The sequence below is a fragment of the Pseudomonas sp. S9 genome (genome assembly GCF_000222125.1).
Lineage (GTDB): Bacteria > Pseudomonadota > Gammaproteobacteria > Pseudomonadales > Pseudomonadaceae > Aquipseudomonas > Aquipseudomonas segetis.
This window is the reverse complement of record NZ_AFFX01000009.1, coordinates 235985-262976: the sequence shown is the minus strand read 5'-3', so window position 1 is coordinate 262976 and position 26992 is coordinate 235985. Positions and strand designations below refer to the sequence as shown.

The following is a 26992-nucleotide window of genomic DNA, read 5'->3' as shown; positions in this document are numbered from 1 at the left end:
TTATTTAATCGGCTCGATCCATCATCGGCGCCACGCTGAAGCAGCGTGACAGGGCAGGTCGTAGTCGCCATGAGCAGTCGCATAGCAAGCGTGGTTTTCACGGCTCACTGGTTGGGGCAGTCCGGCTCTCCGGGGCGGTGATTGAGTCTTGTGTTGCTTCAGCTGCAAGTTTGAGTCGGTCCGCCTTGCTGACGTAGGTAGACTTTTTTCGTGGTGCTTTTTTAGCGCTGGCCTTCTTGGCGTGAGCTTCTAGTAGCTGCTTGATTTTTTTCCGACGATTCATGGTTTTCTACTTGATGTGTAAGTTCTTGGTTGGTCGTTGGGCAATCAGTATCTGCTTCTGGCCGTGCCGCGCAATCAATGTGATCGTCTAATTGCCTGCACCCACGATGCTGAGCAGCTTATAAGCCGTTTTAACCCGGCTTGGGATGGGGTAGTTCTTGTTCGCCAGCAGAACAATGCCGATTTGCTTGGCTGGTATATAGGCAACGTAGGCACCGAAGCCATTGGTCGAGCCGGTTTTGTTTATCCAGCTACTGGCTTGTGGTGGCTGCGGCGTTTCAAACCAATTGGCCTTATGTGGCTCAAGTGCCATCTGGGTTGAGTTCCCCTCCAGCAGTGTTTTCAGCGTAACTGGATAGGCGTAAAGCTCCCAGCCCAGGCCTTGGGTCAGTGGTCCAGCTTGGTAGTAGCCGGTTTGGGTTAGGTTGATGGCTTGTTGCAGCGCAGGCTCAAGTCCCTGGGCTTGCAGGTTCATGCGGACAAAATGCAGCATGTCCTCTGCCGTGGTTTTCACGCCATAGGCTTGCGATGCCATAGCCCCCGGGCCGACTCTGGCTGGACTGTCATCCTTTGTATAGCCTTGGGCGTAGTGGCTCATTTGCACCTGTGGAACCTGGATGTAGCTGCTCTTCAGGCCCAGTTTGGGAAACAGGGTTTTTTCCATCAGGTCGTCAAAAGGTTGTCCGAGACTCTCGGCTGCCGCATAGCCAAACAGGCCCAGGCTTGGGTTTGAATACAGCCGTTGCTCGGCGGCTGCGAAGCTGGGTTGCCACTGTTGGTAATAGCCCATCATCTTGTCTGCGGCATCTGCTTTAGCTGGAAACTGCAATGGCAAGCCGCCAGCGGTATAGGTTCCCAGGTTAAGCACGCTGATGTGGTCAAAGGCGCTGCCGTGTAATTGCGGCACATAATCACTGGCGTTGGCTGGCAGGGCCAATCGACCTTTGGCGACCGCGTAGCCAGCGAGTGCGGCGGTGAAGGTCTTGCTGATCGAACCGATTTCAAAGAGGGTGTTCGGTGTCACCGGCTGCCTATCAGCTTTGGATGCAATACCGTAGCTGAAGTAATGCGCCTGGCCATCGACCAGCAGTGCCACGGCCATTCCGGGAATGCCCTGGTTTTGCATCAGTGGTTCAATGACTGCATCCACGGAGGCTTTCAACGCGCTCTCAGAGGTGTTCGCGGCAAGGCAATCAGCGGCACCAAAGATCCATAAGGTGCTGGTGAACAGCGCAACTGCAAAGTGGTGTTTATCAAGCATGTTTTCGCAAGTCTCCATTGATTCACCAAGGCGTTCAACCTAGCCACATAGGCTCTTGCCAGCAGGGCGGGCAGGCAAATCATCGCCCATCCGGCCCCTTAACCCAAGCCTTCAGGTAGATTGTGTGGCACTGGAACCTGAACAAACCCGCGATGGAGGTTGCATGCACGCTATTGGGATCTTGGGGGTGGGCGAACTCACGGAGAAGGTTGTTCGCGGCTTGCGGCGCAGCGGTTACCCTGGCGCGATAAGGCTGTCTCCGCGTAATCAGGCCCGTGCCCAGGTTTTATCGGACGCTTTCGACTGCCAGATCATGGCAGGCAATCAGGCGGTCATTGATAGTTCAGATCTTCTTATCCTCGGGGTTCGTCCTGACGCCGTTGCTCAGTTGGCCGAAGAGGTGACAATTACGCCTGGTAAAACCCTGGTTTCGCTGGTGGCCGGCATGAAGCTCGATGCGTTAGCGCGTTATTTTCCAGGTGCGCAGGTGGTTCGGGCGATGCTTTCCTACGCGGCCCAGATCAACAGCACCACGGTTGTGATCTACCCGCGCAATGACCTTGTTCAGCAGTACCTGGCGCCATTGGGTACAGCTGTTTTGCTGGACGAGGAAGAGGCTTTTGAACTGGCGACCGTTGCTGCGTGCATGAATGGCTGGTTTTATTTCTGGCTGCAGGATCTTCAGCAATGGTTCGTCGCGCAAGGGATGCCAGAGGCTCAAGCCAGGCAACTGGTGCTGAGCAATATGCAGGACTGCCTTGCCAGCGCTTATCACAATCCCGATGCAGACCTGGCAGCCATGGGCAATGCTATTGCGTCCCCGGGTACGTTCACCGCCAGGGGTGTTGAGCTGCTGCGAAGGCATCAGATGAGCAGGCCTTGGTTCGCTGTGTGCGACGCTACGCTGCAATGGCTTACGGCAGATACGGCAAGCAACGAAGATGAGGCGGGTAGTGACTGAATTCTTGCTTGATAGCGGCTGTATCCGGTTATGACGAGGCCCTGAATCGCAGGGCCTCGCTAAAGCCAATCCGGATCTACATCCAGCCTTGTTCTTTGTAGTAGCGCACCGCGCCTTCATGCAGGGGCGCAGTGAGGCCGACCTTGATCATGTCTTGTGCCTTGAGGTCTTTGAAGGCTGGGTGCAAGCGCTTGAAGCGTTCAAGGTTGTCGAACACGGACTTGACCAACTGGTAGACCAGCTCAGGATCGGTACTCGACATGGTAGCCAGTACCGCTTTGCCGCCAATCGAGGGTACCGGGGCATCGACGCCTGGGTAAATGCCGCCCGGGATGCTTTCCTTGCTGAAGTAGGGGGCCTTGCTCAACAGCTTGTCGATTGCCGGGCCTGTGACCGGGATAAGCTGCGCATCGACATTGACCAGGGCTTCCTGGATCGCCCCGCTTGGATGGCCAACCACATAGGTGATGGCGTCCAGGTTATTGTCGCCGAGAGCCGCCGCCATTTCCGCAGGCTTGAGTTCAGCCGCCAGGGAGAAACTGGCATTTGTCCAGCTCTCGGCAGCCATGACTTCATCAACCGTATCCCGGCTGCCCGAGCCAGGCACACCAATATTTACGCGTTTGCCCTTGAGGTCTTCGATTGTGTCGATGCCGCTGTCTTTGCGGGCAACGATGGTCAGGATTTCGCTTTGCAGCGAGAAGAGGGTGCGCAGCTTGGTTTGTGGGCCGAGCTTATCGAAAGGCGCGAGGCCCTTTTGGGCCTTGTACTGGTGGTCTGACTGAATAAAGCCAAAGTCATATTCGCCGCCATTGAGCGCGACAATATTGCTCACGCTGCCTGCCGTTGAGGTGGCGTTGCATTTGATTGGCGGTTGCACCTGTGCACGATTGAGAAACCGGCAAATTGATTGGCCGCCAGTGTAATAGACACCTGTTTGACCACCGGTGCCAATGGTTACATAGCGTTCTGCTGCCAGTGTTGGAGTGGCCAGGCAGAGACCGGCCAGTGCGCTGATAAGAAACCGGGTTTTGTTATTTTTCATCGGTAGGTCCCCTGATTTTAATTGTTTGAACAGACTATCTTTTATGCTCGATCACCACTATTTGAATGCACCCGGGCCCAGCAACGAGCATTGATTTTTGTGGGCCCGGGCTTGAAAAGGGCCTTAGCTATTGCGTGCTGCAATAACCATGATCTCAACCAGCACATCGCCTGATGCCAGGCGCGCTTCAACGGTTGCACGGGCTGGGGCGCAACCTTGTGGCAGCCATTTGATCCATTCCTGGTTCATGGCTGCAAAGTCGTGCTCAATGTCTTTGAGCCATATTTGGGCGCTTAACAACCGGCTCCGATCCGAGCCTGCTTCAGCCAGCAAAGTGTCGATCTTGGCCAGGACCTCAACGGTTTGACCTGCCACATCGAGCGAGCGGTTGGTGGGAACCTGGCCTGACAAAAACACCAGTTCGCCGAAGTTCACGGCGCCTGACAGGCGATCATTGGTTTGCATGCGTTGGATATTCATAAAACTCCCTATTGAATGATGGTGAATGCCTTATGTACGCGTGAGGCCGTCCAGGGCGATCGGGGCGGGTGAGCCGGCAATCAGTTGTGCCAGTACATCGGCACTGCCGCAGGCAAGGGTAAAGCCCAGGCTGCCATGGCCCAGGTTCAGCCAGAGATTATTGATGCCACTCGCACCCAGCCAGGGTGTGCCTTGTGGGGTGGCCGGGCGCAGTCCCGCCCAAGGCGTCGCCGCAGCAAAGTCTCCGGCCTCGGGAAAGCTACGGGCGGCAAGATCGCGTAACTGTTTGATTCGAAGAGCATCTAGCTGGCTATCCCAGCCGCCAACATCAACCATGGCCGCAACTCGAAGTTGGTCGTCCAGGCGGGCGTAAACGACTTTGTTGTCGTAGTCGGTAACGTTGGTTTCAGGCACCGCTTGCGGGTTATCGAGTTGCAGGCTGAGGCTATAGCCCTTGAGCGGGTAGAGCGGCACATCGATACCCAGGGGCTTGAGCAGCGCGATGCTGTGGACGCCTGCTGCGACCACGAGATGATCCACCAGATGCTCATCACCGCAATTCAATTGCAGCGCCTTGACCTTGCCATTGCTGACGCGCAAGCCTTTGACATCGTAGTTGGCGTGCAGCTTGAATGCGCTGTTGGCTTGAAGTCGCTGGAGCAATTGCCGACAGAATAGATAGCAGTCGCCGACTTCATCTCCGGGTGCGTAAACGCCGCCGAGCAGTTCATTGGCGATCCCGGCGAGGGCGGGCTCGGTATCCAGGCACTGCTCTGCGCTCAGTAGTTGGCGGTTGTCATCGCCAGGCGTCTTGCTCGCCTTGGCCCAGCTTGCCGGGGTGCGATAAACCACCAGCTTGCCGTTTGAGCGCCAGGCGAAGTTATCGAGCGTGTCTTGCTCGCGCCAGGTGCTCAGTATTTTTTGGCTATGCAGGGCCAGGCGCAACAAGTGAGCCGTGTTGCGTTGGTTGACCGAGCGTCGGCATGCAGCCAGAAACTGCAGGCACCAGCGCCATTGCTGCAGATTGAATTGCGGCTTGAAGCGCAGGGGCGCGTCGCTGCGCAGCATCCAGCCCAGTGCTTCCAGCGGCACTCCCGCATCGGCCAGTGGCGACACATAACGATAGCTAAGCTGGCCGCCGTTGGCGAAGCTGGTCTCCAGCCCGACCTCGTCGCGTCGCTCAATCAGATCGACCTCATGACCTTCGCGTATTAGGGCATAGGCTGTCGTTAAGCCAATGACGCCTCCTCCGATCACCGCAACTCGCATGCATACACCTCATACCAAATTGGCTTTCAGGGTATGTAAATGCATGAGTTGGAAACCAATGAAAGATTGCAGCTAGGCCATAACCAAAAGCTATGCTATTGCTCTGCACCCGGAGGAACAAAGCATGCACCTGCGTCATATCGAAGTGTTTCAGGCAATCTTGCAAACCGGCAGCGTCACTGCCGCGGCGGATCTGTTGAATATTTCCCAGCCGGCAGCGAGCAAAGCATTGAAGCATGCCGAGCAACAGCTGGGCTTCAGGTTATTCAACCGCGTGCGTGGCAAACTGGAGCCGACTGTTGAGGCGAGAATCCTGCGCAACAAGACCGAAAGCCTGTCCGCGGATTTGCAAAGCCTGCGGCGCCTGGCTGGCAGTCTCAGGCGAGGTGCGGAAGAGAACCTGCGGTTAGTCTCCACCCCGGCCCTGGCGCAACAGCTTTTACCTTTGGCGTTGAGCCAATGGCGAGATAGGCATGCAGGTGTCAATTGTGAGTTGGCGACCCAGCATTCGGCCGAAATGATCCAGCGCTTGTTATTGCGCGAGGCGGATATTGGCTTGACCTTGCAGCTCGTTGAGCACCCAGGCTTGCAGTGCCAGTTACTTGCCCAGGGCTGCATGCAGTTAATAGCCCCCGCAGGTTGCTGGAGTCAATCGCAGTGCATGGAGCCGGTTTACCTGCAGGACCTTGCTGGCGCGGTGTTGATTGGCTTGGATACGCGCGATGCCCTGGGCAGCTTGATAGGCGAGCACCTTCGTGGGCTGCAACCTGCGCCGCTGATCGATACCTGGGTTCAGACCTATCAACTCGCTGGCGCCTTGGTCACGGCGGGGCAGGGCATGGCCTTGGTGGATCCGCTGACGGCAAGGGTTGCAGTCATGGGCGGCGCTCAGATGCGTGTGCTGGAGCCGAACCTGATGGTTGGTTTGTATCTCTTGCGTCGCGCGGGCGAAGAGTACCCCAAGGCTCAGCAGGCGTTGATCGAGCAGATCAGCCAGGTCGCGGACCGGCTGATGAATGAGCCAAAAACTGGCTAGACTCTTTGTTGTGTGAGTCAGTTTTTGGCGACTACATTGACGGCTGGGGCGAGCCAGATGCCCGCTGGTAGGAGATTTTTCAGGCCTAGGCTTAATTTAAATTATCGTCGCCGCCCGGCGTCGATGAACCCTTGCTTGTTGATTTAGTCATAACGTGAAATAAATCGAGAGGTAAGTGTCATGAGTAAAGGTTCAGTATTTCGTCGACTAGCAGCAAGCCTGGCAGTATTTCATCTGCTGATGGTGGCCCAGGTGCCGCTGGCAAATGCATCGATGATCGGCACTTCTGAAGTCTTGGCTGAACATCAGCAACAAGTAGATCGCCAGCAGTTACTGAGCATGCTCGATGAGCAAGGTGTGCAGGACAAACTGCACAGCCTCGGAGTTGATCGGAACACGGTCGAGAAGCGTATCAACAGCCTGACCAATGCCGAGCTTGCCCAGTTCAACCAGCAACTGGATCAGGCGCCTGCAGGTAGTGGTGTTATCGGTATTATCGTGTTGTTCTTTGTGATCTTCATCGTTACCGATATGCTCTGCGCTACCGACATCTTCAGTTTTGTGAAATGTATAAATCGATAATCAGGCTATTGGTCCCGACCGTACTCACTATCATGCTTTCAGCTTGTGCGCAGTCTCCGGTGTTATCACCGCAGACTGCGCAGTTGCCTGAACGGGTTGAACTCAGTGACGTCCCTTTTTTCCCTCAAACCGAGTATCAGTGCGGCCCGGCGGCACTGTCGACCATGTTGACCCAGCGGGGCGTGGCAACCAGCCCAGGTTTGCTCAAGGATCAGGTCTACATTCCTGGTCGTGAAGGCAGCTTGCAGATAGAAATGGTGGCAGCTGCGCGGGCGCATGACATGCTGGTGTATCCGCTGCAGCCAAAATTGGAGTCAATACTGAACCAGGTTGCCGCCGGTAACCCGGTGCTGGTATTGCAGAATCAGGCGTTCGACTGGTATCCGCAGTGGCACTTTGCGGTGGTTGTCGGTTTTGATTTGCGTGCCAAAACCCTGATTTTACGCTCCGGCACGACGCGTCGCTGGACGACCGACTTCGCCGGTTTTGATGAAAGCTGGGCGCGGGCCAAACGCTGGGCCGTGGTGACGATGCCACCCAACAAGTTGCCTGCCAACCCGGAGATGCAAACATGGTTGAAGGCGGCGAGTGACCTTGAGGAGACCGACCACAAACAGGCGGCCTTGAGCGCTTATCGCACCGCGACGCGGCAATGGCCAAATGAGGCGCTGACCTGGTTTGCCATGGCCAACAGTCGTCATGCCGGCGGGGATGCTGCGGGTGCCGAGGCGGACCTGCGCAAAAGCGTTCAGCATAAACCGGACTTTGCTGCCGGTTGGTTCAACTTGTCCCAGGTCTTGGCTGAGCGCGGTTGTGGCCAGCAGGCTGCGCAGGCACAGGCGTGCGCAAAACAACTGGCACCTAAAGACGAGCGGTTTGGTTCGCCATTGAAGGTGGCCACTCAGGCGGCCGGGCAGTGCTCGGTTTTGCAGGCCTGCTCAACCATGCAGTAGTGTTTTGACGGCTATAAAAAAACGGCGCCAATTGGCGCCGTTTTTAGTAGGTAGTGCCTAGAAGCCAAGTCTGTCACGCAGGCTGTAATACCAGGCGCCCATTGCCGTGAAAGGTACGCGCAGCAAGCGTCCACCCGGGAATGGGTAATGTGGCAGGCCAGCAAAGGCATCGAAGCGTTCGGCTTGGCCGCGCAGCGCTTCGCCAAGCACCTTGCCCGCGAGGTGGGTGTAGGTTACGCCGTGCCCGCTGCAGCCTTGTGAGTAGTAGATGTTATCGCCAATACGACCGACTTGCGGCAAGCGCGAAAGCGTCAGGAGGAAGTTGCCGGTCCAGGCATAATCAATCTTCACATCCTTGAGCTGCGGGAAGGTCTTGATCATGTTGGGACGAATGATGGCCTCGATATTGGCCGGGTCACGAGCGCCGTAAACCACGCCACCACCGAAAACCAGGCGCTTGTCGCCAGTAAGGCGGTAGTAGTCGAGCAGGTAATTGCAGTCTTCTACGCAATAATCTTGTGGCAGGATGCTTTTGGCCATTTCATCGGACAGCGGCTCGGTGGCAATCACCTGGGTGCCGCACGGCATTGATTTTGCGCTCAGCTCAGGCATCAGGTCGCCCAGGTATGCGTTGCCGGCGACAACCACGAACTTTGCCTTGATTCGACCTTTTGGCGTGTGCACAACCGGGTTCGCGCCGCGCTCAATGCGTGTTGCGGGTGACTGTTCGTAGATAACTCCGCCCAATGACTCGACAGCCGCAGCCTCGCCCAGCGCCAGGTTAAGAGGGTGGATGTGGCCGCCACTCATGTCGAGCATGCCACCGACGTAGTTATCCGTGGCCACTACTTCACGGATGCGCTTGGCATCCATCAGCTCGAGTTGAGTATGGCCGTAGCGCTCCCAGAGTTTCTTTTGCGACTCCAGGTGGGCCATGTGCTTGCTGGTATTGGCCGCGAAAACACCGCCGTCCTTGAGGTCGCACTGAATGTTGTACTTGGCGACTCCCTCACGAATGATGCGACCGCCCTCCAACGCCATCTGGCCCAACAGCTGTGCCTGCTTGGGACCAACGCTACGTTCAATCACGTCGATATCGCGGCTATAGCTGTTAACAATCTGGCCGCCGTTACGTCCGGATGCGCCGAAACCGACTTTCGCCGCCTCGACAATACTCACCTTGAAGCCATTTTCGAGTAGCGAGATTGCAGTTGATAACCCCGTGTAGCCAGCGCCAACAATGCACACATCAGTTTCGACGTCACCATTGAGTTCAGGGCGGGCAGGGACGGGGTTCGCGGAAGCCGCGTAATAGGATTGTGGGTATTCCGTGTGCGCCATTTTGCAACCTCTGTTGTTTATTTTTTACGAATATCCTGATGCTACCCGAGTTGAAAATGCCCGGCTAGTGGTCTTTTAGAAATCTTCAGCAGCCTCTTGATGCCTAAAAAATGCATTTATTCAGTCGGTTAGCGAAAAAAACTATTGACAGTTTTGCGCTCGGACGTAGAATGCGCACCCATTGCAGGCACATAGCTCAGTTGGTTAGAGCACCACCTTGACATGGTGGGGGTCGTTGGTTCGAATCCAATTGTGCCTACCAAACAAACCGCTCTTGGGCGGTACTTAGAAGGCGATCCCTAGGGGTCGCCTTTTTTGTTTCTGGAATATTTTGGGCAAGCGATTTGCCTGCCCAGGCCGCCCGGCAGATGCATTCTGGGGGCTACTGATTTGCTGGTCTGCCTGTCTGTCTGTCCTGATATGCGTCCCGTCACCTCTGGAGTGTTGCAGGTGGGGTGTTGGCTGGGGCGGGGATTTGTTCGAGTCGTGCGGATGCGGCGCAGCCAGGGCGTGCACATGTCACGATTAGGTGGGCGGTTGAGGCGGCGGCCAGACCCCTTGGATGCGTCGAGGCATCGGCGATCTGGCCTTGGAAGTATTACTTGGCGTCGATAAACGGCAGGGTTCCGTTGGGTAGAACTGTGGTCGGAAGTACGCCGTTCCAGCGTTCTGCCTTGGTCAGCTCCACGAGATTTTGATTGCTTGCCAGTGCCTGGGCGCGCGCCTTGATCGCATCGGCTTCAGCTTCACCGCGCAAGCGAGTGGCTTCCGCATCGGCTTTGGCCTGGGCAACCTTGGAGTCGGCTTCAGCTTGGGCCTGGGTCACGCGGATCTGCGCCTGAACCTGCTCGGTGGCCAGCATCTGCTCGCGGGTCTTGACCTCCACTTCGGCTTTCATGCGCTGGGCAATCGAGCGTTCGTAGTCATCGCTGAAGTCGATGTTCTCGACCTGCACGCTGTCGATGATCACCGGACCCTTGATCGAGTCGGTAATCGCCTTGGAAACATCAGCACCAAACCGCCCGCGCTGTTGCACTGCGGTTACTGCGTTGTACTGGCCGAATACATTCTCGATTTGAGTGCCCACTTGGCGAGAGATCAGTCGGGTCAATAGCCCGTCGAGATCCTTGTATTGGGTGTAGACCTTCGCCACCTCGCTGGCGGGGACGTGCCAGGAGATCGATACAGTCAGTTCGGCGGTTTGCTGGTCCTTGCTGTAGGCCTGGACCTTGTTGTAGCTCGTGGCTTGGCTTTGGATGGAGATGAAGCTTACGGACTCGATAAATGGCATCTTGAACGAGAGGCCGGGGTCAACTATCCCCACCAGTGCACCGTTGCGAAGTAAAACGCCGCGCTCGGTTTCATCGACGGTGTACCAGCTTCCAAAAAGCACGCCGAGTACCAGGATGCCTACAACAAAGGCGACTACGTAGCCAATGATGGATTTAGGCTTTAGTTCAATGGGGTTCATCTAAATTCCCTTTATGAGTGGTTTTGGCAGGGCAGGCAGGTTCTGGTCTGCCAGGTCGATCAATACAAGTGTGTCGATCAGTCTCGTTGCGCGATCGCCCGGCTGTGCATCCGTTGCCTATGCCTGCGGCGGCGCAGGGTACTTAAGTTTACTTTTGTAGTCGATGCACCTTTGATTTGAGTTGTGAGGCAGCTCACTGCAACTTGGAAGTCGTAGTCAGGTTGTGCAGACCTGTGCATCCAAAGCTGTGTCGCACCCGAGGCGGTTTGAGGTGGTTGATTGCCGTCCAGATAATCTGAAAACTGCCATAAGCCCTTGGTTTTAATGTTATAGTGCGCTCTTGGCTGCAAAGGCATATCTTTTTTCTTTGCGTTTCAGTCGCTTGGGTGTGCCCCGTGTGCGTTTTTAATCGCGCTGGTGGAGCATGCTTAAATGTAATTACTAAAAATGGTCGCTTAGGCGGCCGTTTTTTGTGTTGTATGCATCAAGTTTTCGCTACGTAAACCTCCAGTGACTGCGGTTCGGTCAGGTCGGCTCAATGCCGCTGCCATAGTAAGGCAGGAATTCCGCCGAATCGCTTACTGGCTCATCCCAACCCATGTGGCCTTTGGTAGAGGTCACCACTAGGAGAGGAGGCGCCATGCCCATCATTACTCTTCCCGACGGCAGTCAACGTTCATTCGATCACCCGGTATCCGTACTTGAGGTGGCTCAATCCATCGGTGCAGGCCTGGCTAAAGCCACTGTTGCCGGCAAGGTCGACGGCAAGCTGGTTGACGCCTGTGATCTGATCGATCACGACGCAACGCTGCAGATCATTACGCCCAAAGATCAGGAAGGCGTTGAGATAATCCGCCACTCGTGCGCGCATTTGGTCGGCCATGCGGTCAAGCAGCTGTTCCCTGAAGCCAAGATGGTGATCGGTCCGGTCATCGATGATGGCTTTTACTACGATATTGCTTCGCCACGTCCCTTTACTCTGGAAGACGTAGCGGCGATCGAAAAGCGCATGCAGCAGTTGATCGAGAAAGATTACGACGTGATCAAAAAGGTTACGCCGCGCGCCGAGGTTATCGAGCTGTTCAAGTCCCGTGGCGAAGACTACAAGCTGCGTCTGGTCGAGGATATGCCTGACGAGCAATCGATGGGTCTGTACTTCCACGAAGAATATGTCGACATGTGCCGTGGCCCGCATGTGCCGAATACACGTTTTCTCAAAGCCTTCAAACTGACCAAGTTGTCGGGCGCATACTGGCGCGGCGATGCCAAGAACGAGCAATTGCAGCGCGTTTATGGCACTGCCTGGGCAGATAAAAAGCAGTTGGCTGCTTATATCCAGCGTATTGAAGAAGCCGAAAAGCGCGACCATCGCCGTATTGGCAAGCAGCTGGATCTGTTCCACCTGCAGGAAGAAGCGCCGGGCATGGTGTTTTGGCATGCCAATGGCTGGACCCTGTATCAGGTGATCGAGCAATACATGCGCCAGGTCCAGCGTGAGCATGGCTACCAGGAGATCAAGACGCCACAAGTGGTTGACCGTATCCTGTGGGAGAAGTCCGGGCACTGGACCAACTACGCGGAAAACATGTTTGCCACCGAGTCGGAAAGCCGCGATTACGCGATCAAACCGATGAACTGCCCGTGCCATGTGCAGGTATTCAATCAGGGCTTGAAGTCTTACCGTGATCTGCCGCTGCGCCTGGCTGAATTTGGTGCCTGCCACCGTAATGAACCCTCAGGTGCGCTGCATGGCATCATGCGTGTGCGCGGTTTTACCCAGGACGATGCGCACATTTTCTGTACTGAGGAGCAGGTCAAGCAGGAAGCGGCTGACTTCATCAAGCTGACACTGCAGGTTTATGCCGACTTTGGTTTCACTGATATCGCCATGAAGCTGTCGACGCGTCCGGCCAAGCGTGTGGGTGCCGAAGAGTTGTGGGACCGTGCCGAAGGTGCGCTGGCCGACGCCCTGAATGAGTCGGGTCTTGAGTGGGAATATCAACCAGGCGAGGGCGCTTTCTACGGACCGAAGATCGAGTTCACCCTGAAAGACTGCCTGGGTCGTAACTGGCAGTGTGGTACTTTGCAGTACGATCCAAACTTGCCAGAGCGTCTGGATGCCAGCTATATCGCCGAAGACAACAGTCGTCATCGTCCGGTCATGCTGCACCGCGCAATCCTGGGTTCGTTTGAGCGGTTTGTCGGAATGTTGATCGAGCAATATGCGGGTGCGTTTCCTGCCTGGCTTGCTCCGATTCAGGCCGTGGTGATGAATATCACCGATAAACAGGCTGATTTTGCCCTTGAAGTGGAAAAAACACTCAATCAAAGCGGCTTTCGTGCCAAGTCTGACTTGAGAAATGAAAAAATAGGCTTTAAAATCCGCGAGCATACTTTGCTCAAGGTTCCTTATCTCTTGGTTATTGGAGATAGGGAAGTTGAAACGCAAACTGTCGCCGTGCGTACCCGTGAAGGCACTGATCTGGGCTCAATGTCCCTATCCCAATTCGCTGATTTCGTTACGCAGGCGGTTTCCCGGCGTGGTCGCCAAGATTTGGAGTAATCATTATTAAGCGTGAAATGAGACAAGATAAACGAACTGCACCCAAGGCGCCGATCAATGAGAATATCTCGGCACGCGAGGTTCGGTTAATTGGCGCTGAAGGCGAGCAGATTGGCATCGTCTCTATTGATGAAGCGCTACGCATAGCTGAAGAAGCTAAGCTGGATCTGGTTGAGATTTCTGCTGACGCTTTGCCCCCCGTATGTCGCATCATGGACTACGGCAAGCACCTGTTTGAAAAGAAGAAGCAGGTAGCAGCGGCGAAGAAGAACCAGAAACAAGTACAGATCAAAGAAATCAAGTTTCGCCCAGGGACGGAGGAAGGGGATTACCAGGTAAAACTACGCAACCTGGTACGTTTCCTTAGTGAGGGGGACAGGGCCAAGGTTTCATTACGATTCCGTGGTCGTGAGATGGCGCATCAGGAGTTGGGCATGGAGTTGTTGAAGCGAGTTGAAGGTGACTTGCTTGAATACGGCACCGTTGAACAGCACCCGAAGATGGAAGGACGCCAGCTTATTATGGTCATCGCCCCCAAAAAGAAGAAGTAATCAACAGGGCACGGCAGGCCTTGCGATTATATTTATTAACTGAATGCGGAGTATCCGAACATGCCAAAAATGAAAACCAAGAGCGGTGCAGCGAAGCGCTTTCTGAAGACAGCTTCAGGCTTCAAGCACAAGCACGCTTTCAAGAGCCACATCCTGACCAAAATGTCCACTAAGCGTAAGCGTCAACTGCGCGGCAGCACCATGGTGCATCCGTCTGACGTGGCAAAAGTGGCGCGCATGCTGCGCGTTCGTTAATTCGGTTAGGTAAGAGGAAATAACTCATGGCTCGTGTTAAGCGCGGCGTAATTGCTCGTAAGCGTCACAAAAAAATTCTGAAACTGGCTAAAGGCTACTACGGCGCACGCTCTCGCGTATTCCGTGTTGCCAAGCAGGCTGTGATCAAGGCAGGCCAATACGCCTACCGTGACCGCCGTCAGCGGAAGCGTCAGTTCCGTGCCCTTTGGATCGCTCGTATCAATGCTGGCGCACGTGTAAACGGTCTGTCTTACAGCCGTTTCATTGCTGGCCTGAAAAAAGCGTCCATCGAGATCGACCGTAAGGTATTGGCTGATCTGGCAGTGAACGAAAAAGCGGCGTTTGCTGCGATTGTCGAGAAAGCGAAAGCCGAACTGGCTTAAGTCCCCGACAATCACCGGGCTCGCCCGGTGCAAGAGCGGGGTCAAGGGCAGTCGTCCTTGAGTGCGTTCGAAACGTCACCGATAGGGGAAGAGCTTGAGCTCTTCCCCTATTTCGTATCTGGAGTCTGTAAATGGAAAATCTGGATGTGCTGGTCTCGCAAGCGCTTGAGGCCGTGCGCAACACCGATGATGTGAACGCCCTGGAACAACTGCGTGTTCACTATTTGGGCAAAAAGGGCGAGTTGACTCAGGTGATGAAGACCCTGGGCAGCCTGTCTGCAGAAGAGCGCCCGCAAGCCGGTGCTCTGATCAATGCGGCCAAAGAGCGTGTTCAGGAAGCCCTGAGCAGCCGTAAGGATCTTCTGGAAAACGCCGCGCTGAGCGCCAAGCTTGCAGCGGAGCGTATCGATGTAACCCTGCCAGGCCGTGGCCAGACCTCTGGCGGCTTGCATCCGGTTACACGTACCTTGGAGCGTGTTGAGCAGTTCTTTACTCGGATAGGCTACGGCATTGCCGAAGGCCCCGAGGTCGAGAACGACTATCACAACTTCGAGGCGCTCAATATTCCCGGCCATCACCCGGCGCGGGCCATGCATGACACTTTCTACTTCAACGCGAATATGTTGTTGCGCACCCATACCTCGCCGGTACAGGTCCGCACCATGGAGTCGCAGCAGCCACCTATCCGTATCGTTTGCCCGGGGCGTGTGTACCGCTGTGACTCGGATATCACCCATTCACCGATGTTCCATCAGGTTGAAGGGTTGCTGGTCGACGAGGGCATTAGCTTTGCCGACCTAAAGGGCACCATTGAAGAGTTCCTCCGTGTGTTCTTCGAGAAACCGCTGGGTGTACGTTTCCGCCCATCGTTCTTCCCCTTCACCGAGCCATCGGCTGAAGTCGACATGCAGTGTGTGATGTGCAGCGGCAAAGGTTGCCGGGTGTGCAAGCAGACGGGTTGGCTGGAAGTGATGGGCTGCGGCATGGTTCATCCGAACGTTCTGCGCATGAGCGGCATCGATCCGGAAAAATATTCCGGCTTTGCGTTTGGCATGGGTGTTGAGCGTCTGGCCATGCTGCGTTACGGCGTTAATGACTTGCGCCTGTTCTTCGATAACGACCTGCGATTCCTAGCGCAATTTCGCTAGTTGTAACGCTGTAAGTAGTTAATCGAATTGATGAGGAAGGCAGGATGAAATTCAGTGAACAGTGGCTGCGCAGCTGGGTTAACCCTCAGGTCAGCCGTGAAGATTTAGTCGCTCGCCTGTCGATGGCGGGCTTGGAAGTCGACAGCGTCAGTGCCGCGGCAGGCGAGTTCAGCGGTATCGTTGTCGGTGAAGTATTGAGCACCGAGCAACATCCGGATGCCGACAAGCTGCGTGTGTGCCAGGTCAGCAATGGCGCTGAGACATTCCAGATCGTCTGCGGCGCGCCGAATGTGCGCCCAGGCCTGAAGATCCCTTTCGCCATGATAGGGGCGGTATTGCCTGGCGACTTCAAGATCAAGAAAGCCAAGCTGCGCGGCGTCGAGTCGAACGGCATGCTGTGCTCGGCTGCCGAACTGCAGATCAGCGAGGAAAATGACGGCCTGCTTGAGTTGCCAGCCGATGCGCCGGTTGGCCAGGATGTTCGCGAATACCTCAATCTCAACGACGCCAGCATTGAAGTTGATCTCACGCCTAATCGCGGGGACTGTTTGTCCCTCGCTGGTTTGGCGCGGGAAGTGGGTGCGCTCTATGCCGCGCCTGTTACAACTCCTGAAGTCGTTGCAGTCAGCGCCGTCCATGATCAGGTGCGTCCAGTTGAAGTATTTGCCGCGCAAGCTTGCCCGCGTTATCTGGGCCGTGTGGTGCGTAATGTCGACCTGTCCAGGCCCACACCGCTGTGGATGGTGGAGCGCCTGCGTCGTTCGGATATCCGCAGTATCGATGCCGTGGTTGATGTCACCAACTATGTGATGATCGAGCTCGGCCAGCCGATGCATGCGTTCGACCTTGAGCAGATCCAGGGTGGTATCCGTGTGCGAATGGCTCAAGAGGGCGAAAAGCTTGTCCTTCTCGACGGCCAGGAAGTAACCCTGCGCAGCGATACCCTCGTTATTGCCGACCACCAGCGCGCCCTGGCTATCGCCGGTGTGATGGGGGGCGAGCACAGTGGTGTCGCCGACACCACCCGTGACCTGTTTCTTGAGGCGGCTTTCTTCGACACCATCGCGATTGCTGGCAAGGCGCGTTCCTATGGCCTGCATACCGATTCCTCGCATCGCTTCGAGCGTGGCGTTGACTCGCAACTGGCTCGCAAGGCCATGGAGCGTGCGACCGCTCTGTTGCTCGAGATCGTCGGGGGGGAGCCTGGTCCAATCATTGAAGTGGCCAGCGAAGCTGACCTGCCCAAGATTGCTCCTGTAACGCTGCGCGCCGAACGTATTGAGCAGATGCTCGGCTTGAGGATGGATGATGCCGAAGTGGCGCGCTTGCTGACGGGGCTTGGCCTCGATGTCAGCGCTGCCGGTGCAGGGCAATGGCAGGTTGCCGTGCCAAGCCATCGTTTCGATATCAGCCTTGAGGTTGACTTGATCGAAGAGCTGGCGCGCCTGTATGGCTATAACCGTTTGCCGGTGCGTTACCCGCAAGCGCGCCTGGCCCCACAAACCAAGGCCGAGGCTGCTGTCGAGCTGCCTGCATTGCGTCGCTTGCTGGTTGCCCGTGGTTATCAGGAAGCGATTACCTACAGCTTCATTGATCCGAAAATGTTCGAGCTGTTCACGCCAGGTGTCGAACCATTGATGCTGGCCAACCCGATTTCGGCTGATATGGCGGCGATGCGTTCATCCTTGTGGCCTGGCCTGATCAAGGCGCTTGAACACAACCTCAATCGCCAGCAGCCGCGCGTGCGCTTGTTCGAAAGTGGGCTACGCTTTGTTGGCCAGCTCGAAGGGCTCAAGCAGGAAGCCATGTTGGCAGGTGTTATCACCGGTCGTCGTTTGCCTGAAGGCTGGGCGCATGCCCGCGATGACGTCGATTTCTATGACATCAAGGCCGATGTGGAGGCGTTGTTGGCGAGCGCCGGCGCAGCTGATGCATTCAGTTTTGTCTCAGGCGAGCATCCAGCGCTGCATCCGGGGCAAACCGCACGTATCGAGCGTGATGGCAATCTGGTCGGTTATGTGGGTGCCATCCACCCTGAGCTGGCTAAAAAGCTTGATCTCGACCAAAGCGTGTTCATGTTTGAGCTGGTCTTGAGTCAGGTTGTGCAGGGGCGTATGCCGGCATTTGCCGAGTTGTCGCGTTTCCCTGAGGTGCGTCGTGACTTTGCCCTGGTTGTTGATCGTGAGGTTCCAGCGGCTTCATTGCTGGCATTAATCCGTGAAACAGCGGGGGAATGGCTAACAGACCTCAAGCTATTTGACGTGTATCACGGTAAAGGCATTGATCCTCATAGAAAAAGTCTTGCAGTTGGCTTGACCTGGCAGCATCCATCGCGCACTCTTAATGACGATGAGGTGAGTACCACTACGCAGAATATCCTCACCTCCCTGGAACAAAGGTTCAACGCCACGTTAAGGAAGTAGCGTATGGGGGCTCTGACGAAAGCTGAAATGGCCGAACGTCTGTATGAGGAGCTAGGCCTGAATAAACGGGAAGCCAAGGAGTTGGTTGAACTGTTTTTCGAAGAGATCCGGCAAGCGTTGGAGCTCAACGAGCAGGTCAAGCTTTCAGGGTTCGGTAACTTTGACCTGCGCGATAAGCGTCAGCGTCCCGGTCGTAACCCAAAAACGGGGGAGGAAATCCCTATCACGGCTCGCCGTGTAGTGACTTTCCGTCCCGGCCAAAAACTTAAAGCCAGGGTTGAGGCTTATGCTGGAACCAAGTCATAACGACGAATTACCTGTCATACCAGGCAAAAGGTATTTCACGATCGGCGAGGTTAGCGAACTCTGTGCTGTCAAACCGCATGTGTTGCGGTATTGGGAGCAGGAGTTTCCCCAACTTAACCGGGTAAAAAGACGCGGCAATCGCCGGTATTATCAGCGTCAAGACGTGCTGATGATCCGCCAGATTCGCGCGCTTCTTTACGACCAGGGCTTTACCATAGGCGGTGCGCGACAGCGCTTGTCAGGCGATGAAGCCAAAGACGACACCACTCAGTATAAGCAGCTTATCAAGCAGACCATTACCGAGTTGGAAGACGTCTTGCATGTGCTTCGTCATTAGAGAATCGAAAGCAAAAGGTTCCATAATTCAGGACCTTATTGTATGATTCTCGACGTTTTCGAGGTCAAGGTAAAAGCTGACCTCACCTAGTCGGGGCGTAGCGCAGCCTGGTAGCGCACTTGCATGGGGTGCAAGGGGTCGAGTGTTCGAATCACTCCGTCCCGACCATATTTTTCAATGACTTAGCCCAATGTTCGCGCATTAGGCTTTTCATTTTGGGTATTTTGTTGAGCCCTACACCGCCTCCCCCCAGAACATGCCTGCTCTGGTAGTTTTTTCGCCAAGGTAGCGGGCGATTGTATGCTTGCGCTCGTGTGCATCTTAGCCCCGGATGGCTTCAACAAGTCGGCCAGGCTCTAATACAGCTGCATGACCTGACGTATAGGTGATCGTATTCAAGCAACCTCTAGGCTTCCTTCAAACAGGCCGGCAGCCAAGTTGCAGCTCCACGCACAGCCCGCCTCCTTGCCGGTTGCATAGGCTAATTGAGCCGCCCATGGTGTTCATTAGTTGCTGCGCGATCGCCAAGCCCAAGCCATTCCCTCGAATGCAGGTGTTTTTCTTTTCATCTGCTCGGTAGAAAGGTTTGAGTACGTCAGCCAACAGCTGCTCTGCAATGCCAGGACCGCGGTCTTGTACCTTGATTGATAGCCTGGCGTCTGTAACCGCTACCGTCACGGCTGCTGCCCCAGCGTATTTCAGGGCGTTATCTACAAGATTGGTCAAAACTCTGCGTAGCGCTATGGGTTTTGCATCAATCAAGGCATTACTCTTTCCAGCGCAATACACCCGTTGCCTGGTGTCTTGGTAGTCGAAGATCAGACTCTCAATAAAGGCATCAACATCAATGGTGCAGCTGCTTTCCTCGATAAGATGAACACTGCGCGCATAGTCGATGCCTTCACGCACCAGATGCTCTACCTCCTGTAAATCCTTGAAAAGCTTTTCACGGTAGAAGGAGTCGCCCATGCATTCAGCTCGAAGCCGCATACGTGTAATGGGGGCCTGTAAATCATGAGAAATAGAACCGAGAACCTGCACCCGCTGTTGTAAATACTCAGTAACCCTTCTTTGCATGCCATTGAATGCGGCAACGACTTTGACAACCTCAGTCGGACCTTCCTCCTCTAAGTATTCGGGGCTTGCAGGGTCTAGCGTATTCAAGACTTGCTCAAAACTGTGCAGAGGTTGGGTTATGAGTCGTGCCGTTAGCCAAGTAGCTGCAAGTATCAATACGATGCCGAGTAGAGCGCCGATGAGAAAGGAGGGGCTAGTGCTGCTGAGTTCGAGCTGATCGAAGTTCTTATGCACTTCCCACAGGAGGCTGTGAGTCAGGACCAGGCCCAATATGAACAGGCTAAACAGCCGAAAACTCAAAGACCGAACCCCAGATAGCGCGAGAGACTTATCGCCTTCTGAAGATTTGCTGTGCGCTGGTAGAGTGTGTTCAAAGCGGTTCATGGTGTTGCTCCTGTTCACCCTCACCGCAGGCATCCATCTGTCTTATCTGGTTGGCGGTGCTTGTCGGTTCGTGATGCTTCAATTTCGCGAGCCGCTGAACGCTTGTATAGCGCTGCCCGCTTGCGGTATTCCCACGCAGCTTCATATCACCAGATAGCCCCTGTCGAAACCATTGCACGATGGTGTCGGTTCGTGGGCGATGGTCGGATTTATGAGTCGAATATCTGTGATTGAGATGTGGCCGTGCTTGATGCAACGCCAAGTTGGTTCTACTCGGCCAGAGTTGAACGGTTAGCGTTGGTCAGTATTTTTCACTGCGTCATATGGCCTCAATGTAACGCCCTGTATCCGAGTGGGTGCAGGATACGTGGCGATGCCAATACCGGGCTCACCAGACACATACGAGATACCTCGCGGGCATTAAATGGGTACCACTGAGACGACAACGACGGCTCGGCTAACCCCCATCGACCCAGAGGAAATGACCATGAACCTTAAATCCATCACCGCAGCGTGCATTTTCACCTCCCTGAGCCTGGGAGTGCTGCCGGCAATGGCTCAAGCTGCTCAAGACCATGAACGCTACACCTACGGCGCCCAGCTCGATGTCGCACAAGTGGTTTCGCTTACAGAAGCTCCAGCCCAGACCTGTGGTGTAGTCAGCGCGCACATGACCTACCTGGATTCAAAGGGGCATACCCAGGTACTCGACTACAGCAAGCTCGCCCAAGTGTGCAGCCAGGGCGGTTGAGCATTCTGCAACCTCAAGGCATGCCTTTAGACTTGAATAGGAAAACGTCATGAAAACTGCCAAGAAGCTGCTGGTTGCGATTGTTTTTTCTCTTGCGGGCGCTGCCGTTCATGCCAATGCTGCCCAGGGCCAGCATTGCGATATGGGAGTGGCTCTTCAGTTGACATCCCTTGCTGCCAAAAGTGAACTTGATGGCCTGGCTGAGAATGGCTTCAGCCGTACGCCACAAGGTCGAAACCTGCAAATGATTGCGGAGGATGGCGCCAGCCACACCTTGCAGAACTATTGGCTGCATGGGCATCGCTCGGCGTACCCGGTTTGAGCATCGAAGCAAGGCAGCGGCTATATTTAGCCAGCTGCCTGCGTCGCCTTCCAGGGCAAACACCTGGGTTCTAGCGACTTGACCTTGGCTAGGGTCAAGTCGTGATGATCGTCAGTTAAAAACGTTCGCAAGAGCTGGGGTACTGAAGACTGGCCCGGCATTTCTGGCTGAGAAACGGGCTTAGCGCCTCCAGTTTCCAACCGCCAGATCCACGATTTCATCCGCGCGTCCGTTCATCACTGCCCGCAGCATATACAGGGAAAACCCCTTGGCCATCTGCGCAGTAATGCTCGGGGGCATTGCCAGTTCGGTGCGGCTGACGACGGCGTCAATCAGGACAGGGCCTTTGTGGGCGAGTGCTTCGGCGATGCCGTCGCGGATTTGTCCGGGGTGCTCCAGGCGAATGCCATGGATACCGATGGCGCGGGCCATGGAGGCAAAGTCAGGGTTGGTGAGATCGGTTCCGACGCTGAGGATGCCCGAGGATTTTTGTTCCAATTCGACGAATCCGAGCGCTCCGTTGTTGAACACCACCACTTTCACAGGCAACTTAAGTTGGGCCAGGGTCAGGAAATCCCCCATGAGCATGGTGAAGCCGCCATCGCCGGACAACGAAATAACCTGTCGATCACGATAGGTTGCCTGAGCACCAATAGCCTGGGCCAGGGCGTTGGCCATGGAGCCGTGTACGAACGACCCCAATAATCGGCGCTGGCCATTCATTGCCAGATGACGCGCTGCCCATACCGTTGGGAGGCCAACGTCGCTACTAAACACAGCATCGGCGCTTGCCAGCTCACTAAGGGTATCGACGATCTGCTGCGGATGGATGTGCCTACTACGCTGGGTTATCGCGGCTTGATCTGCGAGCGCGTGTTGGTTACGGCCATGATGTTCACGGGCACGTCGCAGGTGGTCGCTGTCGGTGTTACACCTGAGGCGTGGCAACAGGGCTTCAAGCGTTGCACGCACGTCGCCGACCAGACCAAGCTCTAGGTTGGCACGGCGACCAAGGTTCTCGATGCGTATATCAACCTGTGCGATGCGCACGTTCTTACCACGGGGGTAGAACTGGCGATAGGGGAAGTCGGTGCCCAGCATTAGTAGCACATCGCAATCAAGCATCGCATAGTAACCGGAGGAGATGCCGATCAAGCCGGTCATTCCGACACTGTACTCGTTGTCGTAAGCCACATGCTCCTTGCCGCGCAGTGTATGTACAACCGGCGCCTGCAGGCGTTCGGCCAAGGCGATAACCTGCTTGTGCGCTCCGGCGCAGCCCGCACCGCAGAGCAAGGTGATACGCCGATCGCTATTGAGCAGGTCGGCCAGTTGCTGCAGTGACTTTATAGCTGGAGTCACCACGGGCATTGCCGGAAGCAGGTTGTCGATGCCCGGCAGCGGCGCATTTTCTGCCTTTTGCATGGCGACGTCGCCGGGTATGACTACAACCGATACTCCGCGCTTGCCGACCGCTTCACGTATGGCGATCTCAAGAGTTCGTGGCATTTGCACATTGCTGGATATCAGTTCGCAGTAGTGACTGCACTCACTGAAATAGCTATGCGGATGTGTTTCTTGAAAGTAGCCCGAGCCGATCTCCGCCGATGGAATCTGCGCGGCAATCGCCAGCACCGGTACGCGTGAGCGATGTGCATCGAAAAGACCGTTGATCAGATGCAGGTTACCTGGGCCACAACTGCCTGCGCAGACAGCCAGTGAGCCCGTCAGGTGCGCTTCTGCCCCCGCTGCAAATGCCGCCACTTCTTCGTGACGAACATGGACCCACTGTATATCTCCACGACGCTGCACAACGTCGATGAGCCCATTGAGACTGTCTCCGACCACACCATAGATGCGCTTGATACCGGCGGCGACCAGTGTTTCGACGAATTGTTCGGCAACTGTCTTGGGCATGGCGAGGTTCCTCAAACTTGGTATGGAGCTCAAAGCCTTGGGGCGGAGGCAGATATTGGTGATTCAATCGAGCACCCTGATCGCCTCGGCTTCGATGCAGAAATTTTGCGGCATACTGGCAACACCCACAGCAGCACGGGCCGGGTAGGGCTTGCTGAAGTATCCAGCCATGATCTGATTGGCCTTCGGTGCGTTGGTCAGGTCGGTGAGGTAGAGGTTGAGCTTGACCACCTTCGCAAGATCGCCACCGCTGGACTTGGAGACTGCACGCAGGTTGGCAAATCCATGGTGGAGTTGATGTCCAACCTTGGCGTTGCATGGTTGCAGAGTCAGCGGGTTGATTGGCAACTGGCCGGACAAGTACAGGGCATTGCCGCACTTGATTGCTTGGCTGTAGGTGCCGAGCGCAGCAGGAGCGTGCTCGGCTTGAATGGCTTGCAAGAGCATGTCGTTGCTCCGGTAGATGGACGGGTTATTCAGCGAGGGTTGGATAACCCTGGACATAGACCAAATCGCTCGAACGCGCAGGCTGGTGACATCCCAGGCACTCGTTGTGATCCTTGGTGGTTGTGACATTGGGCTGATTCGCGTCAAACCATGACCAGCCCCATCCATCGCCCCATAACTTTGACTGCGGATAAGCATGCTTGCTGTCTTTGACCATTACGAACCAGCCTTTGAGCGTGGTGGCGTGGCTTACGGTTCCGGTGGTCATGCCCGCTGTACTGGTATCGAAAACTTCCTTTACCAGCACTGTCCCGTCGGGGAAATGTCCCAGTTTTTTGTAGCTTTTCCCAGTGTTGGGGGAGGCATACACCACATGCAGTTGTTTCGCGCCCTGGCCCTTGTCCGCAGCAACCGCCCAACTGCCAAGGAATTGGTATGTGTTGCGGTAATTGGCTGGTACGTGCAGGTTTCCGGCTGCATCACTGATAGCGGCGTAAGGGTGGTCAGGCTCGGCGGCCGTAGCCAATCCAGCACTTAATAGACAAGCCGCAAGCAGGATCGAATAAGGCAAGCAGTTCTTTAATGCCGGGCTTCTTGGGGGGATGGCTTGGCGTTTGGTTGGCGATGGCGGGCTGTACGAAGCAGCGGTGTTCGTGCGTTCCGGAGATTTCTGGACAAGCATGGCGAAGCCCTCGGTTGATCGAACAAAGCACATCTGACGTGGGTCTGTGCGCTAGCGGTGTTCGATCAAAACATGAGGGGCAAGAGGGTTCGATTGCACGAAAGTGTTGGGCGATACCAAAGCATCATGCCGAGCGCAGGCTGTATCTGATTTGATGTCGAGGCTTGAAGCACTATGTCTCGGAAAGATTTTTGAGCCTCACGCCTCTGGTTTCAGGTAGTAAGAGGGCAACGATCATTACCAGAATATAGGCGCATACCACATAGGTCGCGATCGCACCTGTGATGCCCATGGTTTCGGAGGTGACACCAATTACCGCTGGAGCAAGCCCGGCGATACCTCTGCCAAAGTTGTAGCAGAACCCCAACCCAGAGGCCCGCAGCTCTGTGGGGAATAGCTCGGTAAGTACCGATCCGATGACACCAAACATGCCGGTGGCCACAAAACCCAATGGAAAGCTGAGCAGCAGCATGGCTGTCGGGTACAGGCTCAAGTTGGAGTACGTCAGTGCAATGCAGATCCCTCCCAGCGCGAACATGAGCAGGGTTGCCTTTCGTCCAGCTATGTCGCCAAGCCAGGAACCGGCGACATAACCCAAAAAGGAACCAGTCACCAGCACTGCCAGGTAAAGTCTGCTCTCAATAGTTGCAAGACCATGCTCGGCTTCAAGCATAGCGGGCCACCATATTGCGATAGCCCAATAACCGCTATGCATCCCTGCAGCGAGTAAGCTGCCCAATATCGTTGATTTCAGATAGGGACCAGACAGTATTGCCCGCCATGAAAACTGTCGGCTTGAGCGCATAAATGCCTGAGGCTCTTTAAGCTTGAGGCGATAGATAAATATGGCAATCGCTGGCAACACACCCAGGATGAAGGTCACTCGCCATCCCAGCTCAGGCGGCAGCAGGGTCAGGCTGATCGCGGAGATAATTGCCGCAAGCCCCCAGCCAACTGCCCAACCACTTTGGGCCATGCCTACCATTCTGCTGCGGACATTTGGCCCTGCTATCTCAGCGATAAATACCGCCCCGACCGCCAGCTCACCTCCGAAGCCTATGCCTTGAAGAGTCCGGGCTATAAGCAACTGATCAAAGTCAGCTGCGAGGCCACAAAGGCAAGTGGAAATCGCAAACCATAAAATGGTGAGCTTCAGCACCCGCAAACGGCCGAAGCGGTCAGCCATCATTCCGGCAACCCAACCACCTAAAGCAGACGAGGTCAGTGTCGCGGCGCCAAGCAATCCGGCTTCAGAATGGCTCAGCCCCCAAGCAGCGAGCAGTACTGGAAGAATAAAGGCATACAACTGAACGTCCAGTGAGTCGACGCTAAAACCACAGAACACAGTCCAGAATGAACGGCGAGCGTCTTTGTTTAATGAGCGGTACCAAAAGGGTTGCATGTTAATAGGTTGGGTTCCGTGTGGAAGTGGCAAATACAACAGTGCATTTTGGTGGTTTTCAATAGAACCAACCCTGCGTTTGAGCACATTTTGCTGGCTCGCAATGCTCCCTGCATGACTGTTTTCCAAGTCAGGTCTGCTTGCTGAAGATGAGCCCAGGAACAGAACAGCAATCCCTTGCATATCTACATGGCTTCAGTTGGCTGAAAGCACGGCTGTTTTGCTTGCATCGGGTTTAAGTAAGGGGGGCAGACATAACAGCGCCAGGCTAACTCCGGTTAACAACGCAAAGGATAGGCGATAGTCGTGTGAGTGCTCACGCAGATACCCGAAGACTATAGGGCCAGCAGCGGCGATTAAATAACCGATAAAGAGCATGAACACAGTCCAGGCATTGGCATCTGCGGCTGTGTGAACCTTATCCAGGGGCAGCGTCATTGCCAGGGTGAATGCCATGCCCAGGCCGATAGCTATCATAACGACCGCGAAAATGGCCGGTGATCGAGGTGCGTTCCAGAGCCCAGCCGCGCCTAAAACTACAATGGTGGTCGCGGTGATCAACCATCCCCCCCTGTTCTTTGCAGGGCCTGCCATGACCCCCATGGCAAAGCTGGCAATGGCAAAAACCAAGGTGAATACGCCAAGCAAAGCGCCAGGTGTCAGCGAGCCGGTATCCCAATCTGCTGCCGCTGGGGCAAGCCAGGCAAACAGGGCATAGACAATAAACTGGCTACCGCCAAAATACAGCGCCACCAGCCAAGCCTGAAGATCCAACCATGGCAGGCCAACCGGTCGCGGATGAGTCAGTGCCGGTGCCTGTTTGGCAAAGCTGCGTGCCAGTAGCCACCAACTGATCACAGCACCCACACATAATATTGACCAGGCGCCAGCACCGACGCGCCATGTACCGCTGTGCAAGGAGATGGACTCTGTACTGATTGCCGCCACGGTTGCTCCGACACTTAGCCCGGCGGCGTATATCCCCATGTAAAACGGTGCGCGATCGGCAAAGTGGGTTTTGATCCAACCGCTAATCAAGGCGCCTCCTACGGCGATACCCACGCCAACCAATAGGGTACTGAACAGTAGTGAGAGGCTCGATTGCGATAGCGCGCGCAATACGATAGCCACGGCTAACAGCAGCAGTGCAGCAATAACCGTTTGATCTACACCTAAACGCCTGGCCATTTTCGGTGCAATCAGAGCAAACACGGCCATGCACAGATCTGGGATCGAGGTCAGCAATGCTGCCTGTGCATAGCTGAGGCGAAACTGTTGTTGAATCTGCAACAAGACAGGACCGATTGAAACGATCGCCGGGCGCAGAGACATGGAAAGAATCAAGAGCCCGAGAATAGCGGCA

The 26992-nt window shown here is 55.4% G+C and carries 27 protein-coding genes and 2 tRNA genes; 16 read left to right on the top strand and 13 right to left on the bottom strand.

Annotated elements, in window-relative coordinates; translation table 11 throughout:
* Positions 1-97: 97 nt before the first annotated feature.
* A complete protein-coding gene (locus PSES9_RS24680; RefSeq protein WP_010489122.1) occupies positions 98-283 on the bottom strand; it encodes a DUF2986 domain-containing protein in 186 nt (61 codons plus the stop codon).
* An 87-nt stretch (positions 284-370) separates the two neighbouring features.
* Positions 371-1543, bottom strand: coding sequence for a class C beta-lactamase (gene ampC / locus PSES9_RS0117540; protein ID WP_010489121.1), 1173 nt, complete (start codon positions 1541-1543; stop codon positions 371-373).
* Positions 1544-1706: 163 nt separating this feature from the next.
* On the opposite strand from ampC, the gene PSES9_RS0117535 reads away from it, so the two are divergent.
* The gene (locus PSES9_RS0117535) at positions 1707-2504 is read left to right on the top strand and encodes an NAD(P)-binding domain-containing protein (protein WP_010489119.1); all 798 of its coding nucleotides are present in this window, start codon (positions 1707-1709) and stop codon (positions 2502-2504) included.
* A 76-nt stretch (positions 2505-2580) separates the two neighbouring features.
* Here the strand turns inward: PSES9_RS0117535 and PSES9_RS0117530 are convergent, their stop codons facing one another.
* The 3 genes from PSES9_RS0117530 to PSES9_RS0117520 all read right to left on the bottom strand — a co-directional run bounded on the left by PSES9_RS0117530 (position 2581) and on the right by PSES9_RS0117520 (position 5298).
* The gene (locus PSES9_RS0117530; protein WP_010489117.1) at positions 2581-3549 is read right to left on the bottom strand and encodes a TAXI family TRAP transporter solute-binding subunit; all 969 of its coding nucleotides are present in this window, start codon (positions 3547-3549) and stop codon (positions 2581-2583) included.
* 123 nt (positions 3550-3672) lie between these two features.
* On the bottom strand, positions 3673-4029 hold the full coding sequence (locus PSES9_RS0117525; RefSeq protein ID WP_010489115.1) for a RidA family protein: 357 nt from the start codon (positions 4027-4029) through the stop codon (positions 3673-3675).
* Positions 4030-4059: 30 nt separating this feature from the next.
* Positions 4060-5298, bottom strand: a complete 1239-nt coding sequence (locus PSES9_RS0117520; protein ID WP_010489112.1) for a D-amino acid dehydrogenase — start codon at positions 5296-5298, stop codon at positions 4060-4062.
* A gap of 124 nt (positions 5299-5422) precedes the next feature.
* Between PSES9_RS0117520 and PSES9_RS0117515 the strand changes: the two genes are divergently transcribed.
* From PSES9_RS0117515 to PSES9_RS0117505, 3 genes are all read left to right on the top strand, one after another.
* The gene (locus tag PSES9_RS0117515; protein ID WP_010489110.1) at positions 5423-6334 is read left to right on the top strand and encodes a LysR family transcriptional regulator; all 912 of its coding nucleotides are present in this window, start codon (positions 5423-5425) and stop codon (positions 6332-6334) included.
* A 180-nt stretch (positions 6335-6514) separates the two neighbouring features.
* Positions 6515-6916 (top strand): PA2779 family protein, encoded by a 402-nt coding sequence (locus PSES9_RS0117510; protein WP_010489108.1) that lies wholly within the window; start codon positions 6515-6517, stop codon positions 6914-6916.
* Positions 6917-6948: 32 nt separating this feature from the next.
* On the top strand, positions 6949-7869 hold the full coding sequence (locus PSES9_RS0117505) for a PA2778 family cysteine peptidase (RefSeq protein WP_029529629.1): 921 nt from the start codon (positions 6949-6951) through the stop codon (positions 7867-7869).
* Positions 7870-7926: 57 nt separating this feature from the next.
* Here PSES9_RS0117505 and PSES9_RS0117500 read toward each other — a convergent pair whose 3' ends face one another.
* Positions 7927-9210, bottom strand: coding sequence for an NAD(P)/FAD-dependent oxidoreductase (locus PSES9_RS0117500; RefSeq protein ID WP_010489104.1), 1284 nt, complete (start codon positions 9208-9210; stop codon positions 7927-7929).
* Positions 9211-9395: 185 nt separating this feature from the next.
* On the opposite strand from PSES9_RS0117500, the gene PSES9_RS0117495 reads away from it, so the two are divergent.
* Positions 9396-9472 (top strand) — tRNA-Val (locus tag PSES9_RS0117495).
* Positions 9473-9808: 336 nt separating this feature from the next.
* On the opposite strand, the gene PSES9_RS0117490 is transcribed toward PSES9_RS0117495, so the two are convergent.
* Positions 9809-10681, bottom strand: a complete 873-nt coding sequence (locus tag PSES9_RS0117490) for an SPFH domain-containing protein (protein ID WP_010489102.1) — start codon at positions 10679-10681, stop codon at positions 9809-9811.
* Between the two features lie 640 nt (positions 10682-11321).
* Here PSES9_RS0117490 and thrS point away from each other — a divergent pair.
* The 9 genes from thrS to PSES9_RS0117440 all read left to right on the top strand — a co-directional run bounded on the left by thrS (position 11322) and on the right by PSES9_RS0117440 (position 18815).
* The gene (gene thrS, locus PSES9_RS0117480) at positions 11322-13244 is read left to right on the top strand and encodes a threonine--tRNA ligase (RefSeq protein ID WP_010489100.1); all 1923 of its coding nucleotides are present in this window, start codon (positions 11322-11324) and stop codon (positions 13242-13244) included.
* A complete protein-coding gene (gene infC / locus PSES9_RS0117475; RefSeq protein ID WP_176443213.1) occupies positions 13244-13795 on the top strand; it encodes a translation initiation factor IF-3 in 552 nt (183 codons plus the stop codon). Before thrS ends, infC begins: the two co-directional genes overlap by 1 nt.
* A 60-nt stretch (positions 13796-13855) precedes the next feature.
* A complete protein-coding gene (rpmI, locus tag PSES9_RS0117470; protein WP_010489097.1) occupies positions 13856-14050 on the top strand; it encodes a 50S ribosomal protein L35 in 195 nt (64 codons plus the stop codon).
* A 26-nt stretch (positions 14051-14076) separates the two neighbouring features.
* Entirely contained in the window at positions 14077-14433 is a 357-nt protein-coding gene (gene rplT / locus PSES9_RS0117465; protein ID WP_010489095.1) for a 50S ribosomal protein L20, read from the top strand.
* A gap of 131 nt (positions 14434-14564) precedes the next feature.
* A complete protein-coding gene (gene pheS / locus PSES9_RS0117460) occupies positions 14565-15581 on the top strand; it encodes a phenylalanine--tRNA ligase subunit alpha (protein WP_010489093.1) in 1017 nt (338 codons plus the stop codon).
* Positions 15582-15625: 44 nt separating this feature from the next.
* The gene (gene pheT / locus PSES9_RS0117455; RefSeq protein ID WP_010489091.1) at positions 15626-18004 is read left to right on the top strand and encodes a phenylalanine--tRNA ligase subunit beta; all 2379 of its coding nucleotides are present in this window, start codon (positions 15626-15628) and stop codon (positions 18002-18004) included.
* A 3-nt stretch (positions 18005-18007) separates the two neighbouring features.
* Positions 18008-18310 (top strand): integration host factor subunit alpha, encoded by a 303-nt coding sequence (gene ihfA, locus PSES9_RS0117450; protein WP_003243414.1) that lies wholly within the window; start codon positions 18008-18010, stop codon positions 18308-18310.
* Positions 18291-18647, top strand: a complete 357-nt coding sequence (locus tag PSES9_RS0117445; protein ID WP_010489086.1) for a MerR family transcriptional regulator — start codon at positions 18291-18293, stop codon at positions 18645-18647. The genes ihfA and PSES9_RS0117445 overlap by 20 nt, the downstream gene beginning before the upstream one ends.
* A gap of 91 nt (positions 18648-18738) precedes the next feature.
* Positions 18739-18815, top strand: a tRNA-Pro gene (locus tag PSES9_RS0117440).
* A 249-nt stretch (positions 18816-19064) separates the two neighbouring features.
* Here the strand turns inward: PSES9_RS0117440 and PSES9_RS23850 are convergent.
* The gene (locus PSES9_RS23850) at positions 19065-20108 is read right to left on the bottom strand and encodes an ATP-binding protein (RefSeq protein WP_010489085.1); all 1044 of its coding nucleotides are present in this window, start codon (positions 20106-20108) and stop codon (positions 19065-19067) included.
* A gap of 487 nt (positions 20109-20595) precedes the next feature.
* Here PSES9_RS23850 and PSES9_RS0117430 point away from each other — a divergent pair, with 487 nt between their 5' ends.
* Positions 20596-20859 carry a DUF2790 domain-containing protein gene (locus PSES9_RS0117430; RefSeq protein ID WP_010489084.1) on the top strand — a complete coding sequence of 88 codons (264 nt, stop codon included), beginning with the start codon at positions 20596-20598 and terminating at the stop codon, positions 20857-20859.
* Between the two features lie 49 nt (positions 20860-20908).
* Positions 20909-21181: a hypothetical protein gene (locus tag PSES9_RS0117425; RefSeq protein WP_010489083.1), complete on the top strand. Its 273-nt coding sequence runs from the start codon at positions 20909-20911 to the stop codon at positions 21179-21181.
* A 180-nt stretch (positions 21182-21361) separates the two neighbouring features.
* Here the strand turns inward: PSES9_RS0117425 and poxB are convergent, their stop codons facing one another.
* From poxB to PSES9_RS0117395, 5 genes are all read right to left on the bottom strand, one after another.
* On the bottom strand, positions 21362-23098 hold the full coding sequence (poxB, locus tag PSES9_RS0117420; protein ID WP_010489082.1) for a ubiquinone-dependent pyruvate dehydrogenase: 1737 nt from the start codon (positions 23096-23098) through the stop codon (positions 21362-21364).
* 63 nt (positions 23099-23161) lie between these two features.
* On the bottom strand, positions 23162-23545 hold the full coding sequence (locus PSES9_RS0117415; protein WP_010489081.1) for a Rid family detoxifying hydrolase: 384 nt from the start codon (positions 23543-23545) through the stop codon (positions 23162-23164).
* A 25-nt stretch (positions 23546-23570) separates the two neighbouring features.
* Entirely contained in the window at positions 23571-24227 is a 657-nt protein-coding gene (locus tag PSES9_RS0117410; protein WP_083840288.1) for a cytochrome P460 family protein, read from the bottom strand.
* Positions 24228-24399: 172 nt separating this feature from the next.
* A complete protein-coding gene (locus tag PSES9_RS0117400; protein ID WP_010489078.1) occupies positions 24400-25812 on the bottom strand; it encodes an MFS transporter in 1413 nt (470 codons plus the stop codon).
* A 12-nt stretch (positions 25813-25824) separates the two neighbouring features.
* The gene (locus tag PSES9_RS0117395; protein WP_010489077.1) at positions 25825-26961 is read right to left on the bottom strand and encodes an MFS transporter; all 1137 of its coding nucleotides are present in this window, start codon (positions 26959-26961) and stop codon (positions 25825-25827) included.
* Between the last annotated feature and the right edge of the window lie 31 nt (positions 26962-26992).